This window comes from Acidobacteriota bacterium (genome assembly GCA_004299485.1).
In the GTDB taxonomy this organism is placed as follows: Bacteria; Acidobacteriota; Terriglobia; order Terriglobales; family SCQP01; genus SCQP01.
In genome coordinates this window covers 214,791-236,541 of record SCQP01000008.1, presented here as the reverse complement: position 1 = coordinate 236,541, position 21,751 = coordinate 214,791, and the positions used below count along the sequence as shown (strand labels likewise).

The 21,751-nt window shown below is 63.8% G+C and carries 21 protein-coding genes; 2 read left to right on the top strand and 19 right to left on the bottom strand.

Annotation, left to right across the window (positions count from 1 at the left end):
- Nucleotide 1: 1 nt before the first annotated feature.
- The 9 genes from EPN33_07450 to tig all read right to left on the bottom strand — a co-directional run bounded on the left by EPN33_07450 (nucleotide 2) and on the right by tig (nucleotide 9,176).
- On the bottom strand, nucleotides 2-1,162 hold the full coding sequence (locus tag EPN33_07450) for a M20 family peptidase (GenBank protein TAN22756.1): 1,161 nt from the start codon (nucleotides 1,160-1,162) through the stop codon (nucleotides 2-4).
- Nucleotides 1,159-2,109 (bottom strand): serine hydrolase, encoded by a 951-nt coding sequence (locus tag EPN33_07445; protein ID TAN22755.1) that lies wholly within the window; start codon nucleotides 2,107-2,109, stop codon nucleotides 1,159-1,161. The genes EPN33_07450 and EPN33_07445 overlap by 4 nt, the downstream gene beginning before the upstream one ends.
- Nucleotides 2,110-2,143: 34 nt before the next feature.
- Complete coding sequence (locus EPN33_07440) at nucleotides 2,144-2,530, bottom strand: type II toxin-antitoxin system VapC family toxin (protein TAN22754.1); 387 nt, start codon at nucleotides 2,528-2,530, stop codon at nucleotides 2,144-2,146.
- Entirely contained in the window at nucleotides 2,527-2,778 is a 252-nt protein-coding gene (locus EPN33_07435) for a type II toxin-antitoxin system prevent-host-death family antitoxin (protein ID TAN22753.1), read from the bottom strand. The genes EPN33_07440 and EPN33_07435 overlap by 4 nt, the downstream gene beginning before the upstream one ends.
- Before the next feature lie 82 nt (nucleotides 2,779-2,860).
- Nucleotides 2,861-3,439 (bottom strand): YihA family ribosome biogenesis GTP-binding protein, encoded by a 579-nt coding sequence (locus tag EPN33_07430; GenBank protein ID TAN22821.1) that lies wholly within the window; start codon nucleotides 3,437-3,439, stop codon nucleotides 2,861-2,863.
- Nucleotides 3,440-3,503: 64 nt separating this feature from the next.
- Nucleotides 3,504-5,897 (bottom strand): endopeptidase La, encoded by a 2,394-nt coding sequence (locus tag EPN33_07425; GenBank protein TAN22752.1) that lies wholly within the window; start codon nucleotides 5,895-5,897, stop codon nucleotides 3,504-3,506.
- A 36-nt stretch (nucleotides 5,898-5,933) separates the two neighbouring features.
- A complete protein-coding gene (clpX, locus tag EPN33_07420) occupies nucleotides 5,934-7,205 on the bottom strand; it encodes an ATP-dependent Clp protease ATP-binding subunit ClpX (GenBank protein TAN22751.1) in 1,272 nt (423 codons plus the stop codon).
- Between the two features lie 58 nt (nucleotides 7,206-7,263).
- Entirely contained in the window at nucleotides 7,264-7,851 is a 588-nt protein-coding gene (gene clpP, locus EPN33_07415) for an ATP-dependent Clp endopeptidase proteolytic subunit ClpP (protein TAN22750.1), read from the bottom strand.
- Nucleotides 7,852-7,859: 8 nt separating this feature from the next.
- Nucleotides 7,860-9,176, bottom strand: a complete 1,317-nt coding sequence (gene tig / locus EPN33_07410) for a trigger factor (GenBank protein ID TAN22749.1) — start codon at nucleotides 9,174-9,176, stop codon at nucleotides 7,860-7,862.
- Nucleotides 9,177-9,200: 24 nt separating this feature from the next.
- Between tig and EPN33_07405 the strand changes: the two genes are divergently transcribed.
- Complete coding sequence (locus tag EPN33_07405) at nucleotides 9,201-10,208, top strand: alcohol dehydrogenase (GenBank protein ID TAN22748.1); 1,008 nt, start codon at nucleotides 9,201-9,203, stop codon at nucleotides 10,206-10,208.
- On the opposite strand, the gene EPN33_07400 is transcribed toward EPN33_07405, so the two are convergent.
- The 6 genes from EPN33_07400 to EPN33_07375 form a co-directional block, all read right to left on the bottom strand.
- Nucleotides 10,205-10,627 carry a PIN domain-containing protein gene (locus EPN33_07400; protein TAN22747.1) on the bottom strand — a complete coding sequence of 141 codons (423 nt, stop codon included), beginning with the start codon at nucleotides 10,625-10,627 and terminating at the stop codon, nucleotides 10,205-10,207. The two genes, EPN33_07405 and EPN33_07400, sit on opposite strands and share 4 nt — an antisense overlap.
- The gene (locus tag EPN33_07395; protein ID TAN22746.1) at nucleotides 10,627-10,914 is read right to left on the bottom strand and encodes a hypothetical protein; all 288 of its coding nucleotides are present in this window, start codon (nucleotides 10,912-10,914) and stop codon (nucleotides 10,627-10,629) included. Before EPN33_07395 ends, EPN33_07400 begins: the two co-directional genes overlap by 1 nt.
- Nucleotides 10,915-11,176: 262 nt before the next feature.
- Nucleotides 11,177-11,686, bottom strand: coding sequence for an HPP family protein (locus EPN33_07390; GenBank protein ID TAN22745.1), 510 nt, complete (start codon nucleotides 11,684-11,686; stop codon nucleotides 11,177-11,179).
- Nucleotides 11,676-11,981: a transcriptional regulator gene (locus tag EPN33_07385; protein TAN22744.1), complete on the bottom strand. Its 306-nt coding sequence runs from the start codon at nucleotides 11,979-11,981 to the stop codon at nucleotides 11,676-11,678. The genes EPN33_07390 and EPN33_07385 overlap by 11 nt, the downstream gene beginning before the upstream one ends.
- Nucleotides 11,962-14,343 (bottom strand): cadmium-translocating P-type ATPase, encoded by a 2,382-nt coding sequence (cadA, locus tag EPN33_07380; GenBank protein ID TAN22820.1) that lies wholly within the window; start codon nucleotides 14,341-14,343, stop codon nucleotides 11,962-11,964. Before cadA ends, EPN33_07385 begins: the two co-directional genes overlap by 20 nt.
- A 17-nt stretch (nucleotides 14,344-14,360) precedes the next feature.
- Nucleotides 14,361-14,582: a copper chaperone gene (locus EPN33_07375; GenBank protein ID TAN22743.1), complete on the bottom strand. Its 222-nt coding sequence runs from the start codon at nucleotides 14,580-14,582 to the stop codon at nucleotides 14,361-14,363.
- Between the two features lie 158 nt (nucleotides 14,583-14,740).
- On the opposite strand from EPN33_07375, the gene EPN33_07370 reads away from it, so the two are divergent.
- Nucleotides 14,741-16,870, top strand: a complete 2,130-nt coding sequence (locus tag EPN33_07370) for a hypothetical protein (protein TAN22742.1) — start codon at nucleotides 14,741-14,743, stop codon at nucleotides 16,868-16,870.
- Here EPN33_07370 and EPN33_07365 read toward each other — a convergent pair.
- The 4 genes from EPN33_07365 to EPN33_07350 all read right to left on the bottom strand — a co-directional run bounded on the left by EPN33_07365 (nucleotide 16,824) and on the right by EPN33_07350 (nucleotide 21,716).
- Nucleotides 16,824-17,075, bottom strand: coding sequence for a hypothetical protein (locus EPN33_07365; GenBank protein TAN22741.1), 252 nt, complete (start codon nucleotides 17,073-17,075; stop codon nucleotides 16,824-16,826). The genes EPN33_07370 and EPN33_07365 overlap by 47 nt on opposite strands.
- 29 nt (nucleotides 17,076-17,104) lie before the next feature.
- Nucleotides 17,105-17,995 (bottom strand): iron permease, encoded by an 891-nt coding sequence (locus EPN33_07360; GenBank protein TAN22819.1) that lies wholly within the window; start codon nucleotides 17,993-17,995, stop codon nucleotides 17,105-17,107.
- A gap of 260 nt (nucleotides 17,996-18,255) precedes the next feature.
- Complete coding sequence (locus EPN33_07355) at nucleotides 18,256-20,283, bottom strand: phospholipase C, phosphocholine-specific (GenBank protein ID TAN22740.1); 2,028 nt, start codon at nucleotides 20,281-20,283, stop codon at nucleotides 18,256-18,258.
- A 32-nt stretch (nucleotides 20,284-20,315) separates the two neighbouring features.
- A complete protein-coding gene (locus EPN33_07350; GenBank protein ID TAN22739.1) occupies nucleotides 20,316-21,716 on the bottom strand; it encodes a divalent metal cation transporter in 1,401 nt (466 codons plus the stop codon).
- Nucleotides 21,717-21,751 lie beyond the last annotated feature (35 nt).

Genomic DNA, 21,751 nt, shown 5'->3' with positions numbered 1-21,751 from the left:
GCTAGGTCTGCAGCAGGCGCGCGCGCAGGGCCGGTTCGGACGCGCAGTCAATGGCCGTCCAGGCCAGTGCCAGTGCGCCTTCGACTACCGCGCGGTCGGCCTTGGGCGTAATGCAGTGGGCCGTAAACTCCGGCTGATGATTGCCCGCGGGCAACGAGTCCAGGCCGATCATGGGATGAATCGAGGGAATCGCGCGGCTGACGTTACCCATGTCGGTTGAGGCCGCCAGCCGCTCCATACCCGGCGGCAGCGGCGGGAATTTCCGCCCTGCGGCTTCGGCGTTGCGCCGGTAGCAGGCGCCCAGCTCGTGGTCGAAATGCATGTCCGCGTAAGGCTTCGAGCCGCCGCGAATTTCGATGCCGGCGCCAGTCGCCAGCGCCCCGGCTTTGAAGCAGCGTTGCACTTTCTCCCGCACATCTTCCAACTGCTCCAGCGTCTGCGCCCGCACGATATAGCGCGCCGCGGTGTGCGCGGGAATCACATTGGGCGCGCCGCCGCCGTGGGTGATGATGCCATGCACGCGGTCGGTCGGCCGCAACTGCTGCCGCAACAGCCCGATCGCGGTCTGCGCCACCGTCAATGCGTCGGCGGCATTGATGCCCTGCTCGGGAAAGGCCGAGGCGTGCGCCTCCTTGCCGGTGTAATGCACCTCGAACATGCTGGCGGCAATGATCCCCATCTCGACTATCTCGATCGGCGCCGGGTGCGCCATCATCGCCGCATGAACACCCTCGAACAGGCCCGCTTGCAGCAGCCGGATCTTGCCGCTGTCATCACCCACTTCCTCCGCGGGCGTGCCAATCACGCTCACGGTCAGGCCCACGTCATCGGCGACCGCGGCGGCCGCCAGCCCTGCTCCCAGCGACATCGCCGCGATGAGGTTGTGCCCGCAAGCGTGGCCGATTTCCGGCAACGCGTCATATTCCGCGCACAGCGCCACATGCACCGGCCCGCTGCCCACTCGCGCCAAAAACGCCGTCGGCAGCCCGCCCACCCCACGCGTCACCCGGAAACCGGCGCCATCCAGCTCCTCGCACAGCCACGCGCAGGCTTTTTCTTCCTCAAATCCCAGCTCGGGATGCGCGTGAATGCGGTGGCTGAGGTCGACCAGATTCTTTTCTGCCTGGCGCATGCGCGCCTGCGCTTGCTGTTTTGCGTTCATCGGATTCCTTTCGCCGGAGCCAGCAGATGCGGGATCGAGGTTGCCAAACCCTCGGGCGACCAGGCGTGGACAATCGTCTGCGCCACGCGGCCGATGAACAACTCGGCTTTGTTGTCCGGCGTCCAGGACTGGTCCGGGTTGTTGTAGGTGAACATCGAGATCACCACCTGCCCGCTCCGCGTGTACACCAGCGCCACGTCGTTGCGCACCGCGTCGAGCTCGCCCACCTTGTCGGCGATGGGCGACAGCCCGTCGCTCGCATCGGCATCGTCGAGATAGCGGGGAATCATCTCCCGGTCCTGCTGGTCGCGCATGATGTTGATCATCTCACGGCACAGACTGCGATTCCCGAGGTCGCAGCGATAGATCCGCTCCAGCATCTCGCCCATTTCGCGCGCCGTCGTCTTGCCCAGCCCAAACTGTTTTTGATCGGCCGGCTGCGGTCCCGCCGCCGGCATAAACACTTTCTTGTAGAAATAGGTGTTCTTCATGCCGATCTGCGCCAGAAACGCATTGGTTGGCTTGAGTCCCACCGCATCGATGACCATATTGGTGGCGGTGTTGTCGCTCAGCGTCATCATCAGCGCAATCGTGTCGCGCAGGCTCAGCCGCTCGCCCGGCGTCAGAATCCGCAAAATGCCGCTGCCCTCGACCTGGTTCGCTTTCGTCAGCGTCAACGGCTGTGCCAGCGATAAGCGCACGGCTTTTACCTGCCGGAACGCTTCCAGCATCAGCGAGACCTTAATGACGGATGCCGTCGGCACCGGCCGGTTGGCATCGATTGCGACCACCGCCCCAGTCCGGAGGTTTTTGGCATACAGAGCTACGTGTCCAGGATACGTGCGGGTTATCGCCTCCAGCCGCGATTGCAGCCCCGCTTGCGCCGCGGCGCCCAGCGCCATCGCCGCCATCAGACCGCTTAGAACCAGCATCTTCGGTGTGTGCATGGCCTCCAAGATACACCTGTCAATGCTGGCTTGCCTATACTTGTCGTACCGGCCCCGGATAGCGCGCCAACAGGGTGTCGGCAGTGAGGAGCAGCATGCCTTCCACGATGGCTTGTGCGAGCAGGATGCGATCGAAGGGGTCGCGGTGCAGCCATGGAAGCGCGGCGCTGGCGATTCCATGGCGCCCGTCGATCGAGATCTCGCTGTATCCGCTGTCCAGCAGGTCCGCCCTTAATCCGGCAGCATCCAAGTCGAAGCCCCGCTTTCGACGGCTACTTTTAACCGCGAGCTCCCAGATGCTTGCGGCGCTGAACCAAAGCTCGTGATTTCCATCCTCCAGGAGCCGCGCCGCGGCTTCCGGGAGGTATGCAGGTGTAGAGGCGCCCCACACCAGCAACTGTGAGTCCAGAAGCAGCTTCACCGCTTCCGCCGTTTTGGGCCATAGAACATCTCTTCGATCTCGTCCGCCATCATGGTATTAAAGTCGTCGGGTATCTTGTACCGTCCGAGGGCAAACCCGACGCGGGGCTTTTTCGGGTTCGACTCGAGGCGCTTTACCTCGACCAGCGGCTTGCCTGCCTTGGCGATGATAAAGGGCTCGCCGGCGACCGCCTCCTCGATCAGGCGCGACAGATTGGTTTTCGCGGCGTGGATATTGACAACTTTCACGGTGCACTCCTAGACTAAACTTAGTCTAGCTAGTTTAGTTTATCTGGCCGCGCGCAACAACAACACCGCGCCCGAGAGCAAGTCATCGGGACTGATCGCAGTGCACCACAGCCTGGCGGAGTGCCTCGCGGCCTTCTGCGTTGACGCTGGAAAAGCCAAGCGGCGTCGCGGCAAAAGCCGCCTCCAGTTCGCGGCGTGCGACCGGGCGCTCATTCCCGCTCAGCCGGTCCCATTTTGTGGCTACAAGCTGGAGCGCCCGGCCGCGGCGGCGCAGCCACCCCGCCATATCCCGGTCCGGCGCCTGGGGCTTCAGCCGCGCGTCCACCAACAGCAGCACGAGCCGCAGCGCTTCCCGCTCGCTCAGATACGCCTCCACCAACTCTCCCCAGCCTGCGCGCTCGTGGCGCGCCGCTTTGGCATATCCGTACCCAGGGCAATCCACCAGCCGCACCAATCCGCCGTTTACCGTGAACAGGTTCAGCAGCCGCGTCCGCCCCGGCGTCCGGCTGGTTCGTGCCAGGTTGTGTTGGCCGGCAAGTGTGTTCAGCAGGCTCGATTTGCCAACGTTCGAGCGCCCCACCAGGGCGATCTCCGGCACCCCATCCTGCGGCAGATCGCCCAACGATGCGCACGACTTCTCGAATGTGACTTGAAACTCCAGCGAGAACTCAAGCGCCCTCGGGCGCCTCCTCCCGACTGACAACCGACAACGGATGACTGACGTTCTACTGGTGCAGTTCCGCCGCGGGCGCGGTGGCCGCGACTGCCGCGTCCGCGTTGAGCTTCTGGATCGGCCGCTCCAGCGCCGTTTCCAGCACCTGGTCCATGGTCTCGACGGGATGAATGGTCAGCAGCGCCCGGATGTTGTCCGGCAGCTCGGCCAGGTCTTTCTCATTGTCGCGCGGCAGGATGATGTGGGTGATGCCGTGCCGGTGCGCCGCCATGAGCTTCTCTTTCACCCCGCCAATGGGCAGCACCTTGCCCCGCAGCGTGATTTCCCCGGTCATGGCGATATCGTTGCGCACCGCAATCCGCGTCAGCGCGCTGGTGATTGCCGTCGCCATGGTGATGCCGGCCGAGGGACCGTCTTTCGGGATCGCGCCTTCGGGTACGTGCACATGAATATCGAGATTGCGGTAAAAGTCTCGCGGCAATCCCAGCAGGTGCGCCCGGCTGCGGATGTAACTCATGGCCGCCTGTGCCGACTCCTGCATCACATCGCCCAGCTTGCCCGTCAGCATGAGCTTGCCCTTGCCGTCCATCAGGGTGACTTCGGTGGACAGCATCTGGCCGCCCACTTCCGTCCACGCCAGCCCCGTAGCCAGGCCGACTTCGCTCGACTCGAGTTCATGCGGATCGCGGAACTTCAACACGCCCAGATACTCGCCCAGGTTGACCGGCGTGATCGTCTCGCTGACCTTCCGCCCTTCTTTCACCACCCGCCGCGCGACTTTACGGCAGACGTTGCCGATCTCGCGCTCGAGATTGCGCACGCCGGCCTCGCGCGTGTAGCCGTTGATCAGCGCCGCCAGGCCCGCTTCGCTGAAGCTCAGATTCCTGGCCGTCAGTCCGGCCGCCTTGAGCTGCTTGGGAATCAGAAACCGGGTGGCAATTTCCGCTTTTTCCAGCTCCGTGTAGCCCGACAGCCGGATCACTTCCATGCGGTCCTGCAAGGCCTGCGGAATGGTGTGCAGCACGTTCGCCGTGGTGATGAACATCACCTGCGACAGGTCGTAGTCAATGTCGAGATAGTGATCGTTGAAGGCGTTGTTCTGCTCCGGATCGAGCACTTCCAGCAGCGCCGCCGAAGGATCGCCACGGAAATCGGCGCTCATCTTGTCCACTTCATCGAGCAGGAAGACCGGATTCACGGTCCCCGCCTTCTTCATCATCTGCAGAATCTGGCCCGGGAGCGCGCCAATGTAGGTGCGCCGATGCCCGCGGACCTCAGCTTCGTCGCGCACGCCGCCCAGTGACAGCCGCACGAACTTGCGCCCCGTCGCCCGCGCAATCGACATGCCCAGCGAGGTCTTGCCCACGCCGGGAGGGCCGACAAAGCACAGGATCGAGCCTTTCGGGTTCTTGACCAACTGCCGCACGGCCAAAAACTCCAGGATCCGTTCCTTGATCTTTTCCAGGCCGTAGTGATCCTGATTCAGGACTTTCTCGGCTTTGCCGATGTCGCGGATGTCTTTGCTGCGTGCAGTCCAGGGCACCGCCAGCATCCAGTCGAGATAATTCCGCGAAACCGTCGATTCTGCCGACATGGGCGGCATAAGTTCCAGCCGCTTCAGTTCCTGCAGCGCCTTTTCCTTCACTGGCTTGGGCATGCCGGAGGTGTCGATTTTTTTCTTCAGCTCGTCAAACTCGCTCTTTTCCCCGCGCCCCAGTTCCTTCTGGATGGCTTTGATCTTCTCGCCCAGGTAGTACTCGCGCTGCGCTTTCTCCATCTGCCGCTTCACCCGGCTCTGGATGGCACGGTCCACGTTGAGCTTCTCCATTTCGATTTCGAGCAGCTCGGCCAGCCGCAGCAGCCGTTCGGTTGGTTCGAACATCTCCAGCAGCGGTTGCTTGTCGCTCACCGGCAGTGTCAGATGCGCTGCCATGGTGTCGCTCATCTGCTCCGGGTCGTCCGAGCGCACCGCGCTCAGCATGGCCTCGTAGTTAAGCGACTGGTTCTGCTTTACGAACTGCTCGAACAGTCCGGTCACTTTCTGCATGAGCTGTTCGACTTGCGGTGTGACCACGCTGGTGCGGGGCGCATCCGCCCGCAGCGCGGCGCGAAAAAAACCTTCGGCTTCGTCGACCGTCGCTACGCGCCCGCGTTCGACACCCTCCACCAGCACGCGTACGTTCCCGTCCGGCAGCCGCACGCTCTGCACAATGGTCGCAATCGTGCCCACGCTGTGGATTTGCTCCGGCCGCGGCTCGTCCTGCGAGGCGTCGTGCTGTGTCGCCAGGAAGATCTTCTTGTCCTCCAGCAGCGCCGCTTCCAGCGCCTTGACCGAGGCCGGCCGGCCCACCACAAACGGGGTCATCTGATGCGGAAAAATGACCATGTCCCGGATGGGCATCATGGGCAGGGATCGAAGTGCGGCCTGTACCTTTTCTTTCGGCATGGCTTTCTGTACCTGTGACCTGTAACCTTGAGCCGCTTAGCCGGCCTTTTCCAGGGTGGGCAGCATCACTTCCCGCCGCTCCACCATTTGCTTGGTTACCTGAAACTCCCGCACCCGCTTCTGCTGCGGCAGGTTGTACATCAGGTCCAGCATCAGCTCTTCCAGAATCATCCGCAGGCCGCGCGCACCCACTTTCCGCGCCAGCGCCTCGTCGGCTATCTGTTCCAGGGCGGCTTCGTCAAAGCGCAGCTTCACATTCTCGAATTCGAACAGTTTCTGGTACTGCCGCACCAGCGCGTTGCGCGGCCGCGTCAGAATCTCAATCAGCGCCGTCCGGTCCAGGTCGTCCAGAACGCCGATGACCGGCAACCGGCCTACAAATTCCGGAATTAATCCGAACTTGATCAAATCCGCCGGTTGCACCTGGCTCAGTAACGCCGTATCGCGCTGCCGCACCGGCAGCGGACTCGCCGCCGTGTCCGCCTCGCCGCGGAAGCCCATGGCGCGCTTGCCCACCCGCCGGCCAATCACCTTTTCCAGGCCCACAAACGCCCCGCCGCAGATGAACAGAATGTTGCTCGTGTCCACCGGCGTGAACTCCTGGTGCGGATGCTTGCGTCCGCCCTGCGGCGGCACGTGCGCCACCGTGCCTTCCAGGATCTTCAGCAGCGCCTGCTGTACCCCCTCGCCGCTCACGTCACGTGTAATCGAAGGGTTTTCATCCCGCCGCGAAATCTTGTCGATTTCGTCGATGTAGATGATGCCGTGCTGCGCGCGAGCTACGTCTCCCTCCGCCGCCTGCAGCAGCTTGAGGATGATGTTCTCCACGTCTTCGCCCACGTAACCGGCTTCGGTCAGCGTGGTGGCGTCGGCGATGGCAAAGGGCACATCCAGCACTTTCGCCAGGGTCTGCGCCAGCAACGTTTTGCCGGTGCCCGTCGGCCCGACCAGCAGAATGTTGGCCTTTTGCAACTCCACCTCGCTGGTGGTACGCATGCGGTTCATGTGCAGCCGCTTGTAATGGTTGTACACCGCCACCGCCAGCCGTTTCTTGGTCGAGTCCTGACCGATGACGTACTCGTCCAGAAAGGCTTTCACTTCGTGCGGTTTGGGCAGCGTCTGCACGCCATGTGTCTGCGGTTCGGCGCGGTCGTCTTCCAGAATCGAATTGCACACCGCCACGCACTCGTCGCAAATGTAGGCGCGCGGGTACTCATTTGGGCTGGAGATCAGCTTCGCCACCGCCTCCTGGCTTTTGTGGCAGAACGAGCAGCGCAGCGTTTCCGGGTTTCCGTTTCGTGGTTTCACAGTGGTTTTACTCCGTACAGCCTATAACCAACCGTCCACTTGCCGGCGGCTCCAGCCGTCATTTGTGCTTAGTGATGATATCGTCAACGATGCCGTATTCCTTAGCTTGCTCGGCCGTCAGGATGTGATCGCGCTCCACATCGGCTTCAATTTTGCTCATTTCCTGGCCCGTATGCTTGACGTAAATTTCATTCGTGAGCTGCCGCAGCCGCAGGATTTCCCTGGCGTGAATGTCAATATCGGTCGCTTGGCCGCTCAGTCCCCCCATCGACGGCTGATGAATCAGCACTCGGGACGTTGGCAGTGCAAAGCGCTTCCCCTTCGCGCCCGCCGCCAGCAGCAGCGAGGCCATGCTCGCCGCCTGCCCGATGCAGATGGTGGTCACATCCGGCCGGATGAATTGCATCGTGTCGTAAATCGCCAGCCCCGCGGTAATCGATCCGCCCGGGCTGTTGATATAGAGCGAAATGTCTTTTTCGGGATCTTCGGCTTCCAGAAACAGCAATTGCGCCGTTACCAGATTGGCGACGTTGTCGTCGATCGGCGTGCCAATGAAAATAATGTTGTCGCGCAACAGGCGCGAAAAGATGTCGTACGCCCGCTCTCCGCGCGGGGTCTGCTCGACCACCATCGGAACCAAGCCCATGGGTATCCTTATTCCTTTGCCGCGGTCTTCCCGGTCGCCTGCGGTTCCTGTCCAAATCCGCCTTGCGTCGCGCTCTCCACTAGAAGCGCCAAAGCCTTTTCCTGACGGATTCTGTTCTGGATCCTATCCAGACCACCATTCTCTGTCAATCGCGCGCGCACGGAATCCGGGCTTTGCCTGAGTTCTGCCGCCGCTTGCTGTACTTCCGCATCCACCTCTTCAGGGGTGGCCGTCAAATTTTCCTGCCCTGCAATCTTGTCCAGCAGCAATCCCGCCCGCACATCCCGTTCGGCATCGGTCATGTGCCGCTCGCGCAGCTTGCTCCAGTCGACTTCCAATTTCCTTAAGTCCACGCCCTGCCGCGCCAGCCCGTGCAGGTTACGCTCGATGCGGTCTTCAATCCGCCGGTCCACCATCGCCTGTGGTACCGGAAACGCCACCTGCGCCAGCAGGGTATCCATCAACTTTTCTTCCACCGTATGGCGCGCCGTGTGCCTGCGCTCCGCTTCCAGCCGCTGCCGCACCCACGCGCGCGCTTCTGCAGCGGTCGTGGTGCCCAGGGTCTCGGTAATGGCAGGATCGGTCAACTCCGGGATCGCCTTCTTTTGGATGCTGTTCAGCTTCAAATGGTATCGGCGCGTCTGCCCCTGCAGCGCCTGGTCCGGAAAATCAGCAGGATAGTTGACCTCCAAGTCCCTCTCTTCGCCAATTTTCATACCGCGCAGCGCCGCGCTGAACTCCGGTAGCGTCGCCTCCGCGCCCACGTCGATCGGCACTTCACTGCGTTTGGCCTCTTCTTCATTTGCCGGCTCCGGGGCATCGGCTGGCCGCGCTTCCGCGATCGCCGTCAGCCCGTCGGCGGCTTCGGTCGCATCGCTCGGCTCCAGGTGGCTGTGCCGTTCCTGCAAGCTCTCGACCGCGGCTTCCACTTCCTTGTCGCTGACTTCGAGCGCCGGCATATCAACCCGGATTGCCTTGTAGTCTCCCGGCTCAAACACCGGCATCACCTCGAAGCTGGCTTTGAACTTCAGTGCCTCGCCCGGCTCGAACTTGACGTCGCTCAAGCGCGGCTGCGACACCGGCTCCAGGCTCTCGCGCTCAAATGCCGCCCGCAGGTGTGCCGGCACCAGCGTCTCCAGCGTCTCTTCCCGGATCTTCGCGTTGAAATGCTGCCGCACCAGGTTCAGCGGCGCCTTGCCCGGCCGGAAGCCCGGAATGCGCGCCCGCTTCTGAATCCCCTGTGCGATCCGCGTGTATTCGCGTTCCACTTCGCCCGCGGGGACTTCCACTTCCACCTCGCGGATGCATTCACTCGTACTTGCCATTCGAGCAATTATAGACTGTATTGCATGCAGGCATTACGCATCCACACGCATGGAGGGCCGGAGGTGCTGAAGCTGGAGGCGGCGCCCGATCCGGTGCCGGCGCCCGGCGAAGTTCTGGTGCGCGTGCGCGCCTGCGCTCTCAACCATTTAGATCTGTTTATTCGTGAGGGCATACCCGGCATCAAAATTGGCCTGCCGCGCATTCTCGGCTGCGACATCGCCGGCGAGCGTGCCGACAACGGCGAGCGCGTCGTCGTTGCGCCCGGTGTCGGCTGCGGCCACTGCCATTTCTGCCTCGATGGGCGCGATAACGAATGCCGCCAATATCAGGTGTTCGGCTACCAGCGCGACGGCGGCTGCGCCGAGCTGGTTGCGGTGCCCGAACGCTGTCTCATCCCCATGCCGCCGCAGCTTGATTTCGTGCAGGCCGCTTCCATGCCGCTCGTGTTTCTCACCGCCTGGAACATGCTGGTGCGCCGCGCCGGGGTTCAGCCCGGGCAAAGGGTGCTGGTCTGGGCTGCCTCAAGCGGCGTTGGCATCGCCGCCGTTCAGATCGCGAAATTCTTCGGCTGCCCCGTCATCGCCACCGCCGGCGGCGCCGCCAAGTTAAAGCTTGCCCATGATCTCGGCGCGGATGAAGTCGTTGACCATTACGACGCTGCAACGCCGGTGTCCAAAGCTGTCAAGCGCTGGGCGCCCGAAGGCGTCGATATCGTTGTCGAGCACGTCGGCCAGGCAAGCTGGGAGCAAAGCGTGCGTTCCCTCGCCCCCGGTGGCACGCTCGTCACCTGCGGCGCCACCACCGGTTACGACGCCACAATCGACCTTCGCTTCCTGTTCTCGCGCCAGCTCCGGCTGATTGGCAGCTATATGGGACGCCGCGCCGACCTCGATACCGTGTTTGCGCTCATCGCCGCCGGCCGCCTTCGCCCCGTCGTCGACCGCACCTTCCCTCTCGCTCAAGCCCCCGACGCCCATCGCTACCTCGCCGCCAAGAAGCAGTTCGGCAAGGTTGTACTGACGCTGGCCTAAAACAGCTCGGTGTCTAGTGGTGCGATGAAGTCGATACCCGGTACGTGCAGGCGACACAGCGCGCGATTGTTGGTCAGAAACAGATTGGCCCGCGCCCGTGCGGCAGAGGCCAGATGGATTGCGTCGGCGGGTGCGACGCGACACACCGCCCGTATACGCGCGAAGTGATCGGCTGTTTCCTCATCGAAATGGATAATTTCGATTTCCGGTGGTCGCATCAGCCGCCGTAGTTTTTCGACCGCCGCCAGGTCTCCTAGCCGGTAGGGCCGAACCATAATTTCGCCCAGGGTCAGCATCGCCGTGCATAGCTTGTCGCCTCGCTCTTGCATTGACTTTCGCACTGACCAGATGCGATCCATCGCCGGGCCGCCCTCCGACAAGTAAATAAACAGCATCGTATCCCAGTAAACGCGGCGCATTATCGGGCGCGGACCCCTGCCCCGCTGCGTTTCTGGTTGCGCTTGACCGTGCGCCGGGCTAGAGGCGTCGCGGCTGCGGCCGCGTTTAGGTCGTCGAGGTAGCCGTAAGGCCGGTTCGGCCCGTAGAACTCGCTGCGCTCCTTTTTCAGCCACGCCTCGCCGCCGCCCTCGTCATCCCACGCGCCGCGCAACATCCCTCTCATTTCGTCGAACCACGCCCAGCTCTGCTTCACCGTCGCCGGCGCTTCCGCCTTCAGGCCGTAGGTGAGCACAACGCGCGGTCCCAAACCGGATGGCGGACCTTCGATTGCCTGGATTGTTAAGCCTTGATCGCGCAAGAACGACCTTTTCTGTAGCGCTCGGCACACAGTAGGCGCTCGCTGCTTGAGACCCATCTCCCGCTCCACGTCGCCAACCCGAATCCGCACCCGTGCTGCGGCGCGCTGGCGCGCTGGTGCGATTATGCTTCGCACGACGTGCTCACGTATGCGGTCCGACAACCCGGCCATGCCCGTAGCATAGCACAAATAGCACAAAGTCTATTTTGTGCTATTGCCCCTGTGATAACGGCCGCGGGTAGGCCGGCCAGCGCTTGACCCGCTGACTCAGCAGGGCTGCGGTAACCACGGCGACTAGCGTGAACGGCAGCACCACCGTGAGCGGAAACCAATTGCCCGGATGCAACAAGAGCGGATAGATCGCCAGCGCCACGCCGGGCGGATGATAGGCGTGCAAAAGGCTGATCACGCCGAAGGCAATCACCGCTGCCAGCACCGCCATGGGGAGCCCATGCGCGAAAAAGCTGACTGCCGTTCCCACCGCCGCGCCGGCGACTGACCCCACGATGAGCGCATACGGCTGCGCGATGGGAGATTCCGGGAGCAACAGTAAGATCGACAGCGTCGCGCCGAACGGCGGCACCAGGTACAAGCCCACCCGGTTCGTCTCCAGCACCGCCAGGAGCGCAAACATGGCGGCCAGCCAGACGTAGCCGGCGACAAACGGATAGGGCTTGGTTCCCCATGCCGCTACGATCTGGCTCAGACGATTAGCGCGCATGCTTGTAAAACAAATCCGTCAGCTCGGCGTAGGTCGCCTGGGCGCGGGCGGCGTCACCGGAACGCAGCGCCGAGGTGGCGCAGTGCTCCAGGTGGCGGCGCATGAGCAGCCGTGCCACGCCCCGCAGCGATTCCTGCACCGCCGAGATTTGTGTCAGCACGTCGGGGCAGTAACGGTCATCATCGACCATGCGCTGCAGGCCGCGCACCTGGCCTTCGGCGCGCTTCAGCCGCAGCAGCAGCGCGCGCTTGCCCGCCGCGGTCACCCCTTCCGCTTTAGTTGGCTTTCGCATCATACTGATTCCCCCTTGGTTCGGCGGTTCGCGGCAAAGGGGAGGCCGACCAGCGGGAGGCTCGGGGCGCAGCCCCGCTTACAGGCGGCGCGAGCCGCCACCTCCGCAGTCTCAGGCTGTTCGACACGACGCTCACCGAGCTGAACGCCATTGCCGCGCTGGCAACCACTGGCGACAGTAGCACCCCCAGCCAGGGGTACAACACGCCGGCGGCAATCGGAATTCCGATAGCGTTATAGATCAGCGCCCAGAACAGATTCTCGCGGATGCGGCCCATCGTCGCCCGCGACAGTGCGATGGCCGTGGTTACGCCCCCCAGGCCGCTACCCAGCAGCGTAATATTACCCGCCGCCATCGCCACATCCGTTCCGCTGCCGATGGCAATGCCGAGATCGGCTTGCGCCAGCGCCGGGGCGTCGTTAATCCCATCGCCCACCATGGCGACGACTTCACCCGCCTGCTGCCGCCGCCGCACGGCGTCGAGTTTGCCGCCTGGCAGCACGCCCGCCTCCACGTCTTCCGGCGCGATCCCGACCGTCCGCGCGACGGCCAGTGCCGCCGGCGCGCTGTCGCCGGTCACCATCGCCACCTTCAGCCCCCAGCCACGCCAGCGCGTTACCGCAGCCGCAGCTTCCGGCTTGACGGCATCGGCGATCGCCAGCAGCCCAGCGCTGGCGCCTGCGATGCGCACCGCAACCGTCGTCCAGCCGCGCTGCCGCCACTCTTCGGGAATGGCCGCGTCCTCGCCGGGCCGCCCCACTTCGGTGATCCGCCCGTCGACCTGCGCCCGCACGCCCTGTCCGGCTGCGCTCGCGAAGCCTTCCGCCTGCAGCAGGCTCAACCCGCGCGTGCGTGCTGCCGCCACAATCGCTGCGCCCAGCGGATGCTCCGAATGCCGCTCCACCGCCGCCGCCAGCCGCAGCAGCTCGTCCTGGCTGCATTCGTTGGCTGGCGCCGCTGCCAAAACCCGCGGCTTGCCCTCAGTCAACGTTCCTGTCTTGTCCAGCAGAATCGTGGTCACCGCCTGCGCCCGCTCCAGGGCCTCGCCTTTGCGGATCAGCACGCCCAGCTCGGCGCCGCGCCCCGTGCCCACCATCACCGCCGTCGGCACGGCCAGCCCCATGGCGCACGGACAAGCAATGATCAGCACCGTGACAGCCGCGATCATGGCCCACAAAAGCTGCGGCGCCGGCCCCGCCAGCATCCAGACCGCAAAGGTCACTACCGCAATGGCAATTACCACCGGCACAAAAATGCCCGCCACGCGATCGGCCACACCCTGAATCGGCGCCCGCGAGCCTTGGGCCTGCTCTACCAGCCGCACGATCTGCGCCAGTATGGTGTCGCTGCCTACGTGCTTGAGCTCGACCACCAGCGACCCCGAGCCGTTGAGCGTCGCGCCCGTCACCGCCTCGCCCGCTGCCTTGCTCACGGGCGTCGGCTCGCCCGTCAGCATGCTCTCATCCACGTGGCTCGCACCCGACGTCACCACCCCATCTGCCGGAATCCGCTCGCCCGGCCGCACCCGCACCCGCATGCCCGGCTGCAGTTCGCGTAACGGCGTCATGGCCTCGCTGCCATCCGCATGAATCACCAGCGCTGCGCTTGGCTGCAGGCCCATCAGCTTGCGCACTGCATCCGACGTGCGTGCCCGTGCCCGCGCTTCCATCCAGTTGCCCAGCAGAATCAGCGCCAGAATCCAGACCACTGCTTCGTAGTACACATTGGCCGGCATACCATGCGCGGTGAAGACTGCCGGCGCCACCGTCGCCACCAGCGAAAATAGAAATGCCGCGCCCGTGCCCACCGCGATCAGGGTGTTCATGTCGGCGCTCGCGTGCCGCGCTGCCTTCCACGCGCGTTCATAGAACCGCCGTCCCGGTCCGAGCACGACCGGCAGCGTCAACGCCAGCAGAACCCAGCGCAACGCGCCCGCGCCAACCCGGCCCAACCAGGGCAGGGAAGTGCCCAGTGCGTGGTTCAGCGGCGCCATCCACCGCATCAGCGGATCGAGCGCATGGCCGCCCGCCATAGGCAACGCCATCTGCACCGCATCGAGCGCCATTGACCCGATCATCACGGCGACGGCCAGGCCCAGCGCCCACCAGAACGACCGCGCCGTCTGCGCGGCTTCGTTCTGCGCCCCGGCCGGCTTGTTCTCGGCCACTTCATATCCCGCTGCACGCACCGCGGCTGCCATGCCTGCTACATTGCCCGCGGCGGGGTCATACGCCACCAGTGCCCGCCGCGTGGCGAAGTTCACCTGCGCCGTCTTTACCCCCGGCGCCTGCGCGAGCGCCCGCTCCACGCGCCGCACGCAGGAGGCGCACGTCATGCCCTCCACCGGCAGTTCGACTTCCTTCACCGCTATCGCCGTTGCGCTCATACGATTTCGGCTGTGTAGCCCTCCTCGCCAATGCGCCGCGCAATCTCGTGCGATGAAATTTTCACCGGGTCATAGTCCATCTCCGCCCGGCCAACTTCGACCTTGCCCGCCTTTACCCCTGGCGCCGCCGCCAACACCCGCTCCACTGACTTCACGCAGTGGCCGCAGCTCATGCCCTCAATCTTCAACGTGAGCTTCTCCATCCCGGTCTCCTCCATATACCCAGGTAGGGTATACAACAAGCGTACCACGGGGTGTCAATGATGGGCACGGGGCCCCGCTCGGCTGCACCGGGCGACCCGCGTGCCTGGGCAGGGCTGGGGCCCCGTGGCCCCAGTCCTGCCGGCGCGGGCACGTGCTACAGTAGCGATGCACCATGCGGCCCGCCGCTGCCACGACTCAGGTCAATAAGCTGCGCCCGGAAGACAGCGCCCTCCACGACTGGTATCGGTTCGTCCTGTCCTACCCGCCGCATCTGGTCCGCAACTACGCCGAGCGGTTTTCCCTCGGCAGCGGCGCCACCGTACTCGATCCGTTCTGCGGCACCGGCACCACGCTTGTCGAGTGCAAACTCCGCGGGATCGGCAGCGTCGGCGTCGAAGCCAACCCTATGGCAGCGTTCGCCAGCCGCACGAAGCTGGATTGGGACATCGACGCCGGAGGCCTCAGCGACCACGCTGACGCCGTTGCAGAAGCTGCAGCCAGCCGCCTTGCCGCACAGGGTCTGGGCGACGGTCAGGATTTGCCGCTGTTCCGCAGCGGTCGCCCCCTCACTGGTGCCCCGTTGCTTGCGCTCCCGGAAGAATCGAACGCGATCCTGCTCACCAACAGCATCAGCCCGGTCCCGCTGCACCGGCTGTTGACTCTGTTAGCAGTGTTGCGAGAACAACACGATCCGGCCTTTGTCGCCCACGAGCGCCTGGCTCTGGCCAAAATCGCCGTTTTTGGCGCCAGCAACCTGAGCTTCGGGCCCGAGATCGGCTTGGGCAAAATCCGCCGGGACGCGCCTGCAGTTGCTCTCTGGCGCGCTGCGGTCGCGCAAATGGCGGCTGACCTGCGCGGCTTGCCGCCCGAGCGGACTGCATCTTCGCTGCTGCAGGCAGATTCGCGCCAGTTGCCCAGAATGCTGTCGGCCGAATCGATCGACGCTGTCATTACCTCGCCCCCGTATCCCAACGAGAAGGACTACACGCGCACCACGCGGCTCGAATCCGTCCTGCTCGGCTTCCTCAACAGCCGCCAGCAGCTCCGCAGCCTCAAGCAGGATCTGCTGCGCTCCAACACGCGCGGCGTCTACATCGGCGACCGCGACGATCAGCTTGTCGCTCACAACCAGGCGATCCAGAAGATTGCCGCGCAAATTGAAAAGCGCCGGATCGAGTTGGGCAAGACTTCCGGTTTCGAAAAACTGTATGCCCGCGTCACCCAGCTCTACTTTGGCGGTATGACGCGCCATTTCGCCGAACTCCGCGCGGCGCTCCGGCCCGGCGCGCAGCTCGCCTACGTGGTCGGCGACCAGGCCTCGTACCTGCAGGTCATGATCCGCACCGGTCAATTGCTCGCCGACGTTGCCGATTCGCTTGGCTACGAGGTCGTCGGGCTCGATCTCTTTCGCACTCGCCTAGCCACAGCAACACGCGAGCAATTGCGCGAAGAAGCTGTCATTCTCCGCTGGCCCGGCCCCAAATCCCGCCGCATGAGAGGGAGCATGAACACCAAAAATGCGTATACCGCCATCATAGAGCACCTCTTTCATGACAAGTTCAAGCCTGGCGATCGCCACATCGATTTCCGGCGCGAGGAGCTTGCCGAGGCCGCCAGCGCCCTCAATCTCGACCTGCCCAAGAACTTGGGCGATCTGGTCTACAGTTTCCGTTATCGCACCGCGCTGCCCGCCAGCATCCAGCAGCACGCTGGCGCGGGCGAAGCATGGCTTATCCGGCCTGCTGGCCGTGCGCGCTATCGCTTTGTACTCGCGCGGGACAACCCCATCGCGCCCAATCGCGCCTTATCGACAACGAAGATCCCCGACGCAACGCCCGGCGTGGTCGCCAAATACGCGTTGAGTGACGAGCAGGCCTTGCTGGCGAAGGTCCGCTACAACCGGCTCATCGACATCTTTACCGGCGTGGCCTGCTACTCGCTCCAGAGCCACCTGCGCACTGCGGTACCGGACATCGGTCAGGTCGAGACCGATGAAATCTACATCGGCATTGACAAGCGCGGCCGTCAATACGTTTTGCCCGTGCAGGCGAAGGGCGGCAACGACAAGCTTAGCGTCGTTCAGATCGAGCAAGACCTGGCGATCTGCGCGCACAAATTTCCCTCGCTGATTTGCCGCGCGATTGCTGCCCAGTTCATGGCCGAAGGGGAGATCGCGCTGTTCGAGTTCGAGGAATCAGACGATGGGGTTACGGTCACCGAGGAGCGGCATTACCGCCTGGTGCCGCCCGAGGAGCTCAGCGACGCCGATCTGGCGGTCTACCGTGCTCGCGCCGAATCCTAATCCCGTTTTTTAGGCCGTGCAGGCGGTGGATGTAGGCGAGCTTTTGCTCGAAACCTTCCATCGGATCAGCCGGAGGCCAGGCGCCCAGCGCGCGCGCATACTCCAGAGCCGACTCGTACCAGCGCAGATTCTTGTCGAAGTCGATCGGCTCATCCGCCTTCTGCGCCGCCTCCCACTTCCGCCATTCCTCGATGTGGCGAATCATATGCAGCCAGTGTAAGCTACCTCGCGCCGCTAGACCGCGCGCGGCCGGCGGCGGTTGGCGACGAAGTAGGAGCCAATCACCGCGCCCGCCGCCACGACCTGCGCTAGCAGCGACTCCACCGTCGGGAACACCGACAGCCACAGTCCCATCCAGCCCGGAATCCGCCCCTCCAGCCAGGGAATCGTGGTGGTCGAAACCCAGTGCGCCAACTGCATCTCCTGCACTTGCTCGCCCACCATCACAAACAGCACAATCCCCAGCAGGATACCGGTAAACACCAGCATTTTCCGGTAGGGCAGCTTCTTGTGCGCCACAAACGTCAGCACCGCGACCACGCCTGCCAGCAAAACCCCGATCAGCGCGCCCCACATCACCATGGCGTTGCCAAGCTGCAGCCGGTAAGTCTGCAAAAACAGCACCACCTCGAAGCCTTCGCGATAGAGCGAGGTGAAACCCAGCAGCACCATGCCCCAGAACACCGCCCGCCGCGCGGTGTGTTCGCTATCGGCCCGCTCCATCAGCCGGCGCTTCTGCTTGTTGTGCATCGAAATCCAGCCCGTCCAGTAGAGCTTATGAAAGAACCAGTTCATCACCACCAGCAGCACGATCACCGCCAGCAGCCCGGTCGCCGCCTGCAACGCCAGTGCCGAAACGCTATGGCTGAGGCCGTCAACCACGCGCACCGCACCTATCCAGGTCAGGACCGTGGCGATGAAGCCGGTACCCACGCCCAGCGCGATCGGCCGCAGGTAGGACTGTCGGCTCTCCGGCAGCCCTGCGGTTACCGCCGCGAGCACCAGCACGCACTCCAAACCCTCGCGGAACACCAGCACCGCAATATCCAGCAACGCCGCCGAGCCGCTATTCGCCGGCGTCAGGGGATTGGGATTGCCCGAGGCTGTCAACGCCTGCCAGGCGATCAACGCAGCTACCGCCAGACCGCCAAAGATGAGGAAGTACCGCAGCCAGCCCGGTCGCGGATGGCTGCGCGCCGGTGCCGGCAAATTCGGTGTAACCGATGTACTCACGCCAGCACCCGCTTGCGAAATTCTCGCAGCCTCATTGATTTCGACTTCCGGACCCACGCAAATTTGCCCTTATCTTCAACTGCGATTAATTCGCAACTGATTGGACCAAGTCCAGTACGAAGCTCTAGATTCCCCTGCCCGCCGCTACGCTGTCAAGCACTTTGGCCGATATGAGGGTCGCTTAGGCTGTTCGCACCGCGCTCCAGATGCCCGGCAAAGTGCCTCCGGAACCCTGGCTCGGCCGCGCAGCGCACATCCAGATCGTACCAGCCATGGCCCGCTTCGAGTGCCCATCTCTGTCGCCACGACTCCCCCGCCGCCAGCGTATACGAATGTACCCGCCGCGTGTACCCGTCGCGTACGGTAATCTGCACCACCTGGCTCGGCCTCCAGTGCAGCTCGACGGCATTCTGTGCATCGTCATAACGCAGCTCCGGCTCGCCCAGCTGTTCCGTCACGGTGCCGGTCAACTCGCGATAGAATCCGTTCGGCCCGTGAGCCGCGAGCGCGTAATTCCGTGCCGCTTTCCAGGTATCGCGCAGTTCCGCTCCCACGCCGATGGTAAAGCATCTCGGCTTCGCAGCGCGTGCGCGCACCTGCACGGTCGCTGCGGCTCGCCCGGCATTGTGCAACCTTAGTTCCACGCCTGGCGCCATCACCTGGGCATGAATCTCTAACCCGTAGGGCACGGCCCGCGCCGGCCGCTGCCCCAGCTCCTGCTGCGGCATTTGTTGTTCTTTGGGAAGCGCAGGTTTGTAGCTGGCATGCCGCGTTCGGTCTGGCGGTGCATACGCCACGGTGCTCGGCAGCGCCACGTCCGCCTCGTTGGGGGTGGCGAAATCGAGCGTCGCGGTCAAGTCCCCGCACACTGCGCGCCGCCAGGGGGTAATGTTTTCCGCTCGCACGCCGAAGCGCCGTTCGGCAAACCGCAGCATGGAGGTGTGGTCGAACACCTCCGAGCTTACCCAGCCGCCCTTGCTCCAGGGCGAGATCACCATCATCGGCACCCGCACGCCCAGCCCATACGGTCCACTCGGATACTTTTGGCTGCCCGGATAGATCTCGTTTTCAATCGACACTGTCGACTGTCCCAGCTCCGCCGTCATGGGCGGTGTCGGCGGCACAACGTGGTCGAAGAACCCATCGTTTTCGTCGTAGGTCAAAAACAGTATCGTCTTGCTCCACACCTCTGGGTTCGCAGTCAGGGCGTCGAGCACTTGCGCCGTGTACCAGGCGCCGTAGTTGGCCGGCCAGTTCGGATGTTCGCAATACGCTTCCGGCGCCACGATCCACGACACCTGCGGCAATCTACTTCCGCGCACGTCGCGTGCGAACTCTTCAAATAAGGTGCCGCGGCGCTCGGTGCGCGTTCCCGTGCGTGCCTTCGTGTACAGTGCCGAACCGGGTGTGGAATCCTCATAGGCTTTGAAATACAGCAGCGCGTTGTCGCCGTAATTGCCGATGTAGGCGTCGCGCTCGTCGCCCCAATCCGTTTTTGTACTCAGGCCGGTGCCGGTGTCCTGATAAATTTTCCAGGAAATTCCCGCCTGCTCCAGCCGCTCGGGGTAGGTCATCCAGGTGAAGCCGTCGCCGTCGTTGTCCACCCGCGGCCCGCCGCCGCGGCCGTCATTGCCGACCCAGCCGGTCCACATGTGCATGCGGTTTGGCCCGGTTGGTCCCAGCAGCGAGCAGTGGTAGGCGTCGCAAATCGTGAAGGCATCGGCCAGCGCGTAGTGAAACGGAATATCGCCGCGCACCAGATGCGCCATGGTGGTCGGGGTTTTGTGCTGTACCCAGCCGTCGTACCATCCCTCCCGCAACGCCGCGTGCGTCGAGGTCCAGTCGTGCGCCAAATCTTCCAGAAACCGCAGCCCCGGATTCGGCGCGCCCGGATGAAACGGCAGCACTGCTCCGCCCCCGGCCCGCGGCTGCGCCCATACCGATGCGCCATCCTCGAGCCGAATCGCCCTGGGATCGCCGAAGCCGCGCACGCCGCGCAGCATGCCGAAGTAGTGGTCAAAGGAGCGGTTTTCCTGCATGAAGAAGACGATGTGCTCGACGTCTTCAATCGTGCCCGTGCGCCGGTGCGCCGGAATGGCTAGTGCCTTCAGGATCGAAGCCGGAAACGCCGCCGCCGCCGCGCCCGCTCCGAGTACGCGCAGGAACTCTCTTCTCTGCATCGCGGCCAGTATACATCCCGGGCTGGACGGCTTTAGTGGCCAATGATGACGTGCCAGGCGATTCCCAGCGACGACGGCAGCGCGTAAATATCCGCCGCCGTAATCAAAATCGCCGTCGACCAACCGGCAATTTGCAGCCACGCCGGGCTGCGCCACTGGCCCATGCGCTTGCGGAAACTGGTGAAGTGCAGCAGTGGATACATGGCGAAGGGAAGCTGCAACGCCAGAATCACCTGGCTCAGGGTCAGCAGATCGGTCACGCTGCTGTCGCCGCGCAGTCCAATGATCAGCACCGCTGGAATCAGCGCGAACAGGCGCGTGATCAGCCGCCGCACCCAGGGCGCGATATGCCAGTGCATGAAGCCTTCCATCACCACCTGCCCGGCAAGCGTACCGGTGATGGTGCTGCTCTGGCCGCTGGCCAGCAGGGCAATGGCGAAAAACAGGCTGCCGGCGATCGTGCCCAGCAGCGGCTCCAGCGTCAGGTAGGCCTGCCGGATCCAGTCCGTGTCGGCGTTGAAGTGTACATACGCACCGCCCGGCAGCAGCACGCCCGCCTTGCCGTAGAACACCATCGCCGCCAGCACCAGAATGGCGGCGTTGAGAAAAAATGCCAGCGTCAGCGCCACCGTCGAATCCAGCGTGTTGAACTGGATCGCCTTGCGCAGCGAGGGCTTGTCACGCCGGATTTTGCGGCTCTGCACCAGCGCCGAGTGCAGGTACAGGTTGTGCGGCATCACCGTGGCGCCAATGATGCCGATCGCCACATACATCATGGCGTAGCTGCCGAAGGTGGGGTGAATCAGGGCGCTGCCCATCTCCCGGAAGCTGGGCTGCGTCGCCGGCAGCACAAAAATCTCCAGCCAGTAGCACACTCCCATGGTCAGGATCAACAGCGTAATCACTGCTTCCAGCGTGCGCACGCCGTAGCGCTGCAGCGCCAGCAGCAGCAGCACGTCAAAACCGGTGATGATCACCGCCCACAGCAGCGGAATGTGAAACAGCAGATTCAGCGCCACCGCGCTGCCCAGCACCTCGGCCAGATCACAGGCCGCAATCGCAATTTCGCTCAGCAGCCAGTTCGGCCAGCGCGTCCAGCGCGGATACCAGTCCCGGCAGCACTGCGCCAGGTCCTTGCCCGTCACCACCCCCAGGCGTGCCGCCAGAATCTGCATGAAGATGGCCATCAGGCTGGCGACCGCAACCACCCACAAGAGGTTGAAATGGTACTGCGCGCCGGCCTGCAGATCCGTGCCCCAGTTGCCCGGATCCATGTAGCCCACGCTGACCAGCACCGCCGGGCCGACAAACGCCTTCCAGTGCCGCCAAAAGCCTGCCTGCGCCTCGGGAATGGCCACGGTGTCGTGCATGGCCTCCAGCGACGGGTGCGCCCCGTTCACGACTTCCGTCGCCGTTCCCATCTTGGGTTGCATTGCTTTATTTAACCATAGTTAACTTAAACATTTCA

What these genes read in the sequence shown, in the direction of transcription:
- EPN33_07445 (TAN22755.1), bottom strand. Translation starts at nt 2,109, where the DNA reads ATGCACACACCGAAGATGCTGGTTCTAAGCGGTCTGATGGCGGCGATG.
- EPN33_07375 (TAN22743.1), bottom strand. Translation starts at nt 14,582, where the DNA reads ATGGAGGAGACCGGGATGGAGAAGCTCACGTTGAAGATTGAGGGCATG.
- EPN33_07450 (TAN22756.1), bottom strand. Translation starts at nt 1,162, where the DNA reads ATGAACGCAAAACAGCAAGCGCAGGCGCGCATGCGCCAGGCAGAAAAG.
- EPN33_07365 (TAN22741.1), bottom strand. Translation starts at nt 17,075, where the DNA reads ATGATTCGCCACATCGAGGAATGGCGGAAGTGGGAGGCGGCGCAGAAG.
- EPN33_07385 (TAN22744.1), bottom strand. Translation starts at nt 11,981, where the DNA reads ATGATGCGAAAGCCAACTAAAGCGGAAGGGGTGACCGCGGCGGGCAAG.
- EPN33_07390 (TAN22745.1), bottom strand. Translation starts at nt 11,686, where the DNA reads ATGCGCGCTAATCGTCTGAGCCAGATCGTAGCGGCATGGGGAACCAAG.
- EPN33_07350 (TAN22739.1), bottom strand. Translation starts at nt 21,716, where the DNA reads ATGCAACCCAAGATGGGAACGGCGACGGAAGTCGTGAACGGGGCGCAC.
- EPN33_07425 (TAN22752.1), bottom strand. Translation starts at nt 5,897, where the DNA reads ATGCCGAAAGAAAAGGTACAGGCCGCACTTCGATCCCTGCCCATGATG.
- EPN33_07355 (TAN22740.1), bottom strand. Translation starts at nt 20,283, where the DNA reads ATGCAGAGAAGAGAGTTCCTGCGCGTACTCGGAGCGGGCGCGGCGGCG.
- clpP (TAN22750.1), bottom strand. Translation starts at nt 7,851, where the DNA reads ATGGGCTTGGTTCCGATGGTGGTCGAGCAGACCCCGCGCGGAGAGCGG.
- tig (TAN22749.1), bottom strand. Translation starts at nt 9,176, where the DNA reads ATGGCAAGTACGAGTGAATGCATCCGCGAGGTGGAAGTGGAAGTCCCC.
- EPN33_07400 (TAN22747.1), bottom strand. Translation starts at nt 10,627, where the DNA reads ATGCGCCGCGTTTACTGGGATACGATGCTGTTTATTTACTTGTCGGAG.
- EPN33_07405 (TAN22748.1), top strand. Translation starts at nt 9,201, where the DNA reads ATGCAGGCATTACGCATCCACACGCATGGAGGGCCGGAGGTGCTGAAG.
- EPN33_07370 (TAN22742.1), top strand. Translation starts at nt 14,741, where the DNA reads ATGCGGCCCGCCGCTGCCACGACTCAGGTCAATAAGCTGCGCCCGGAA.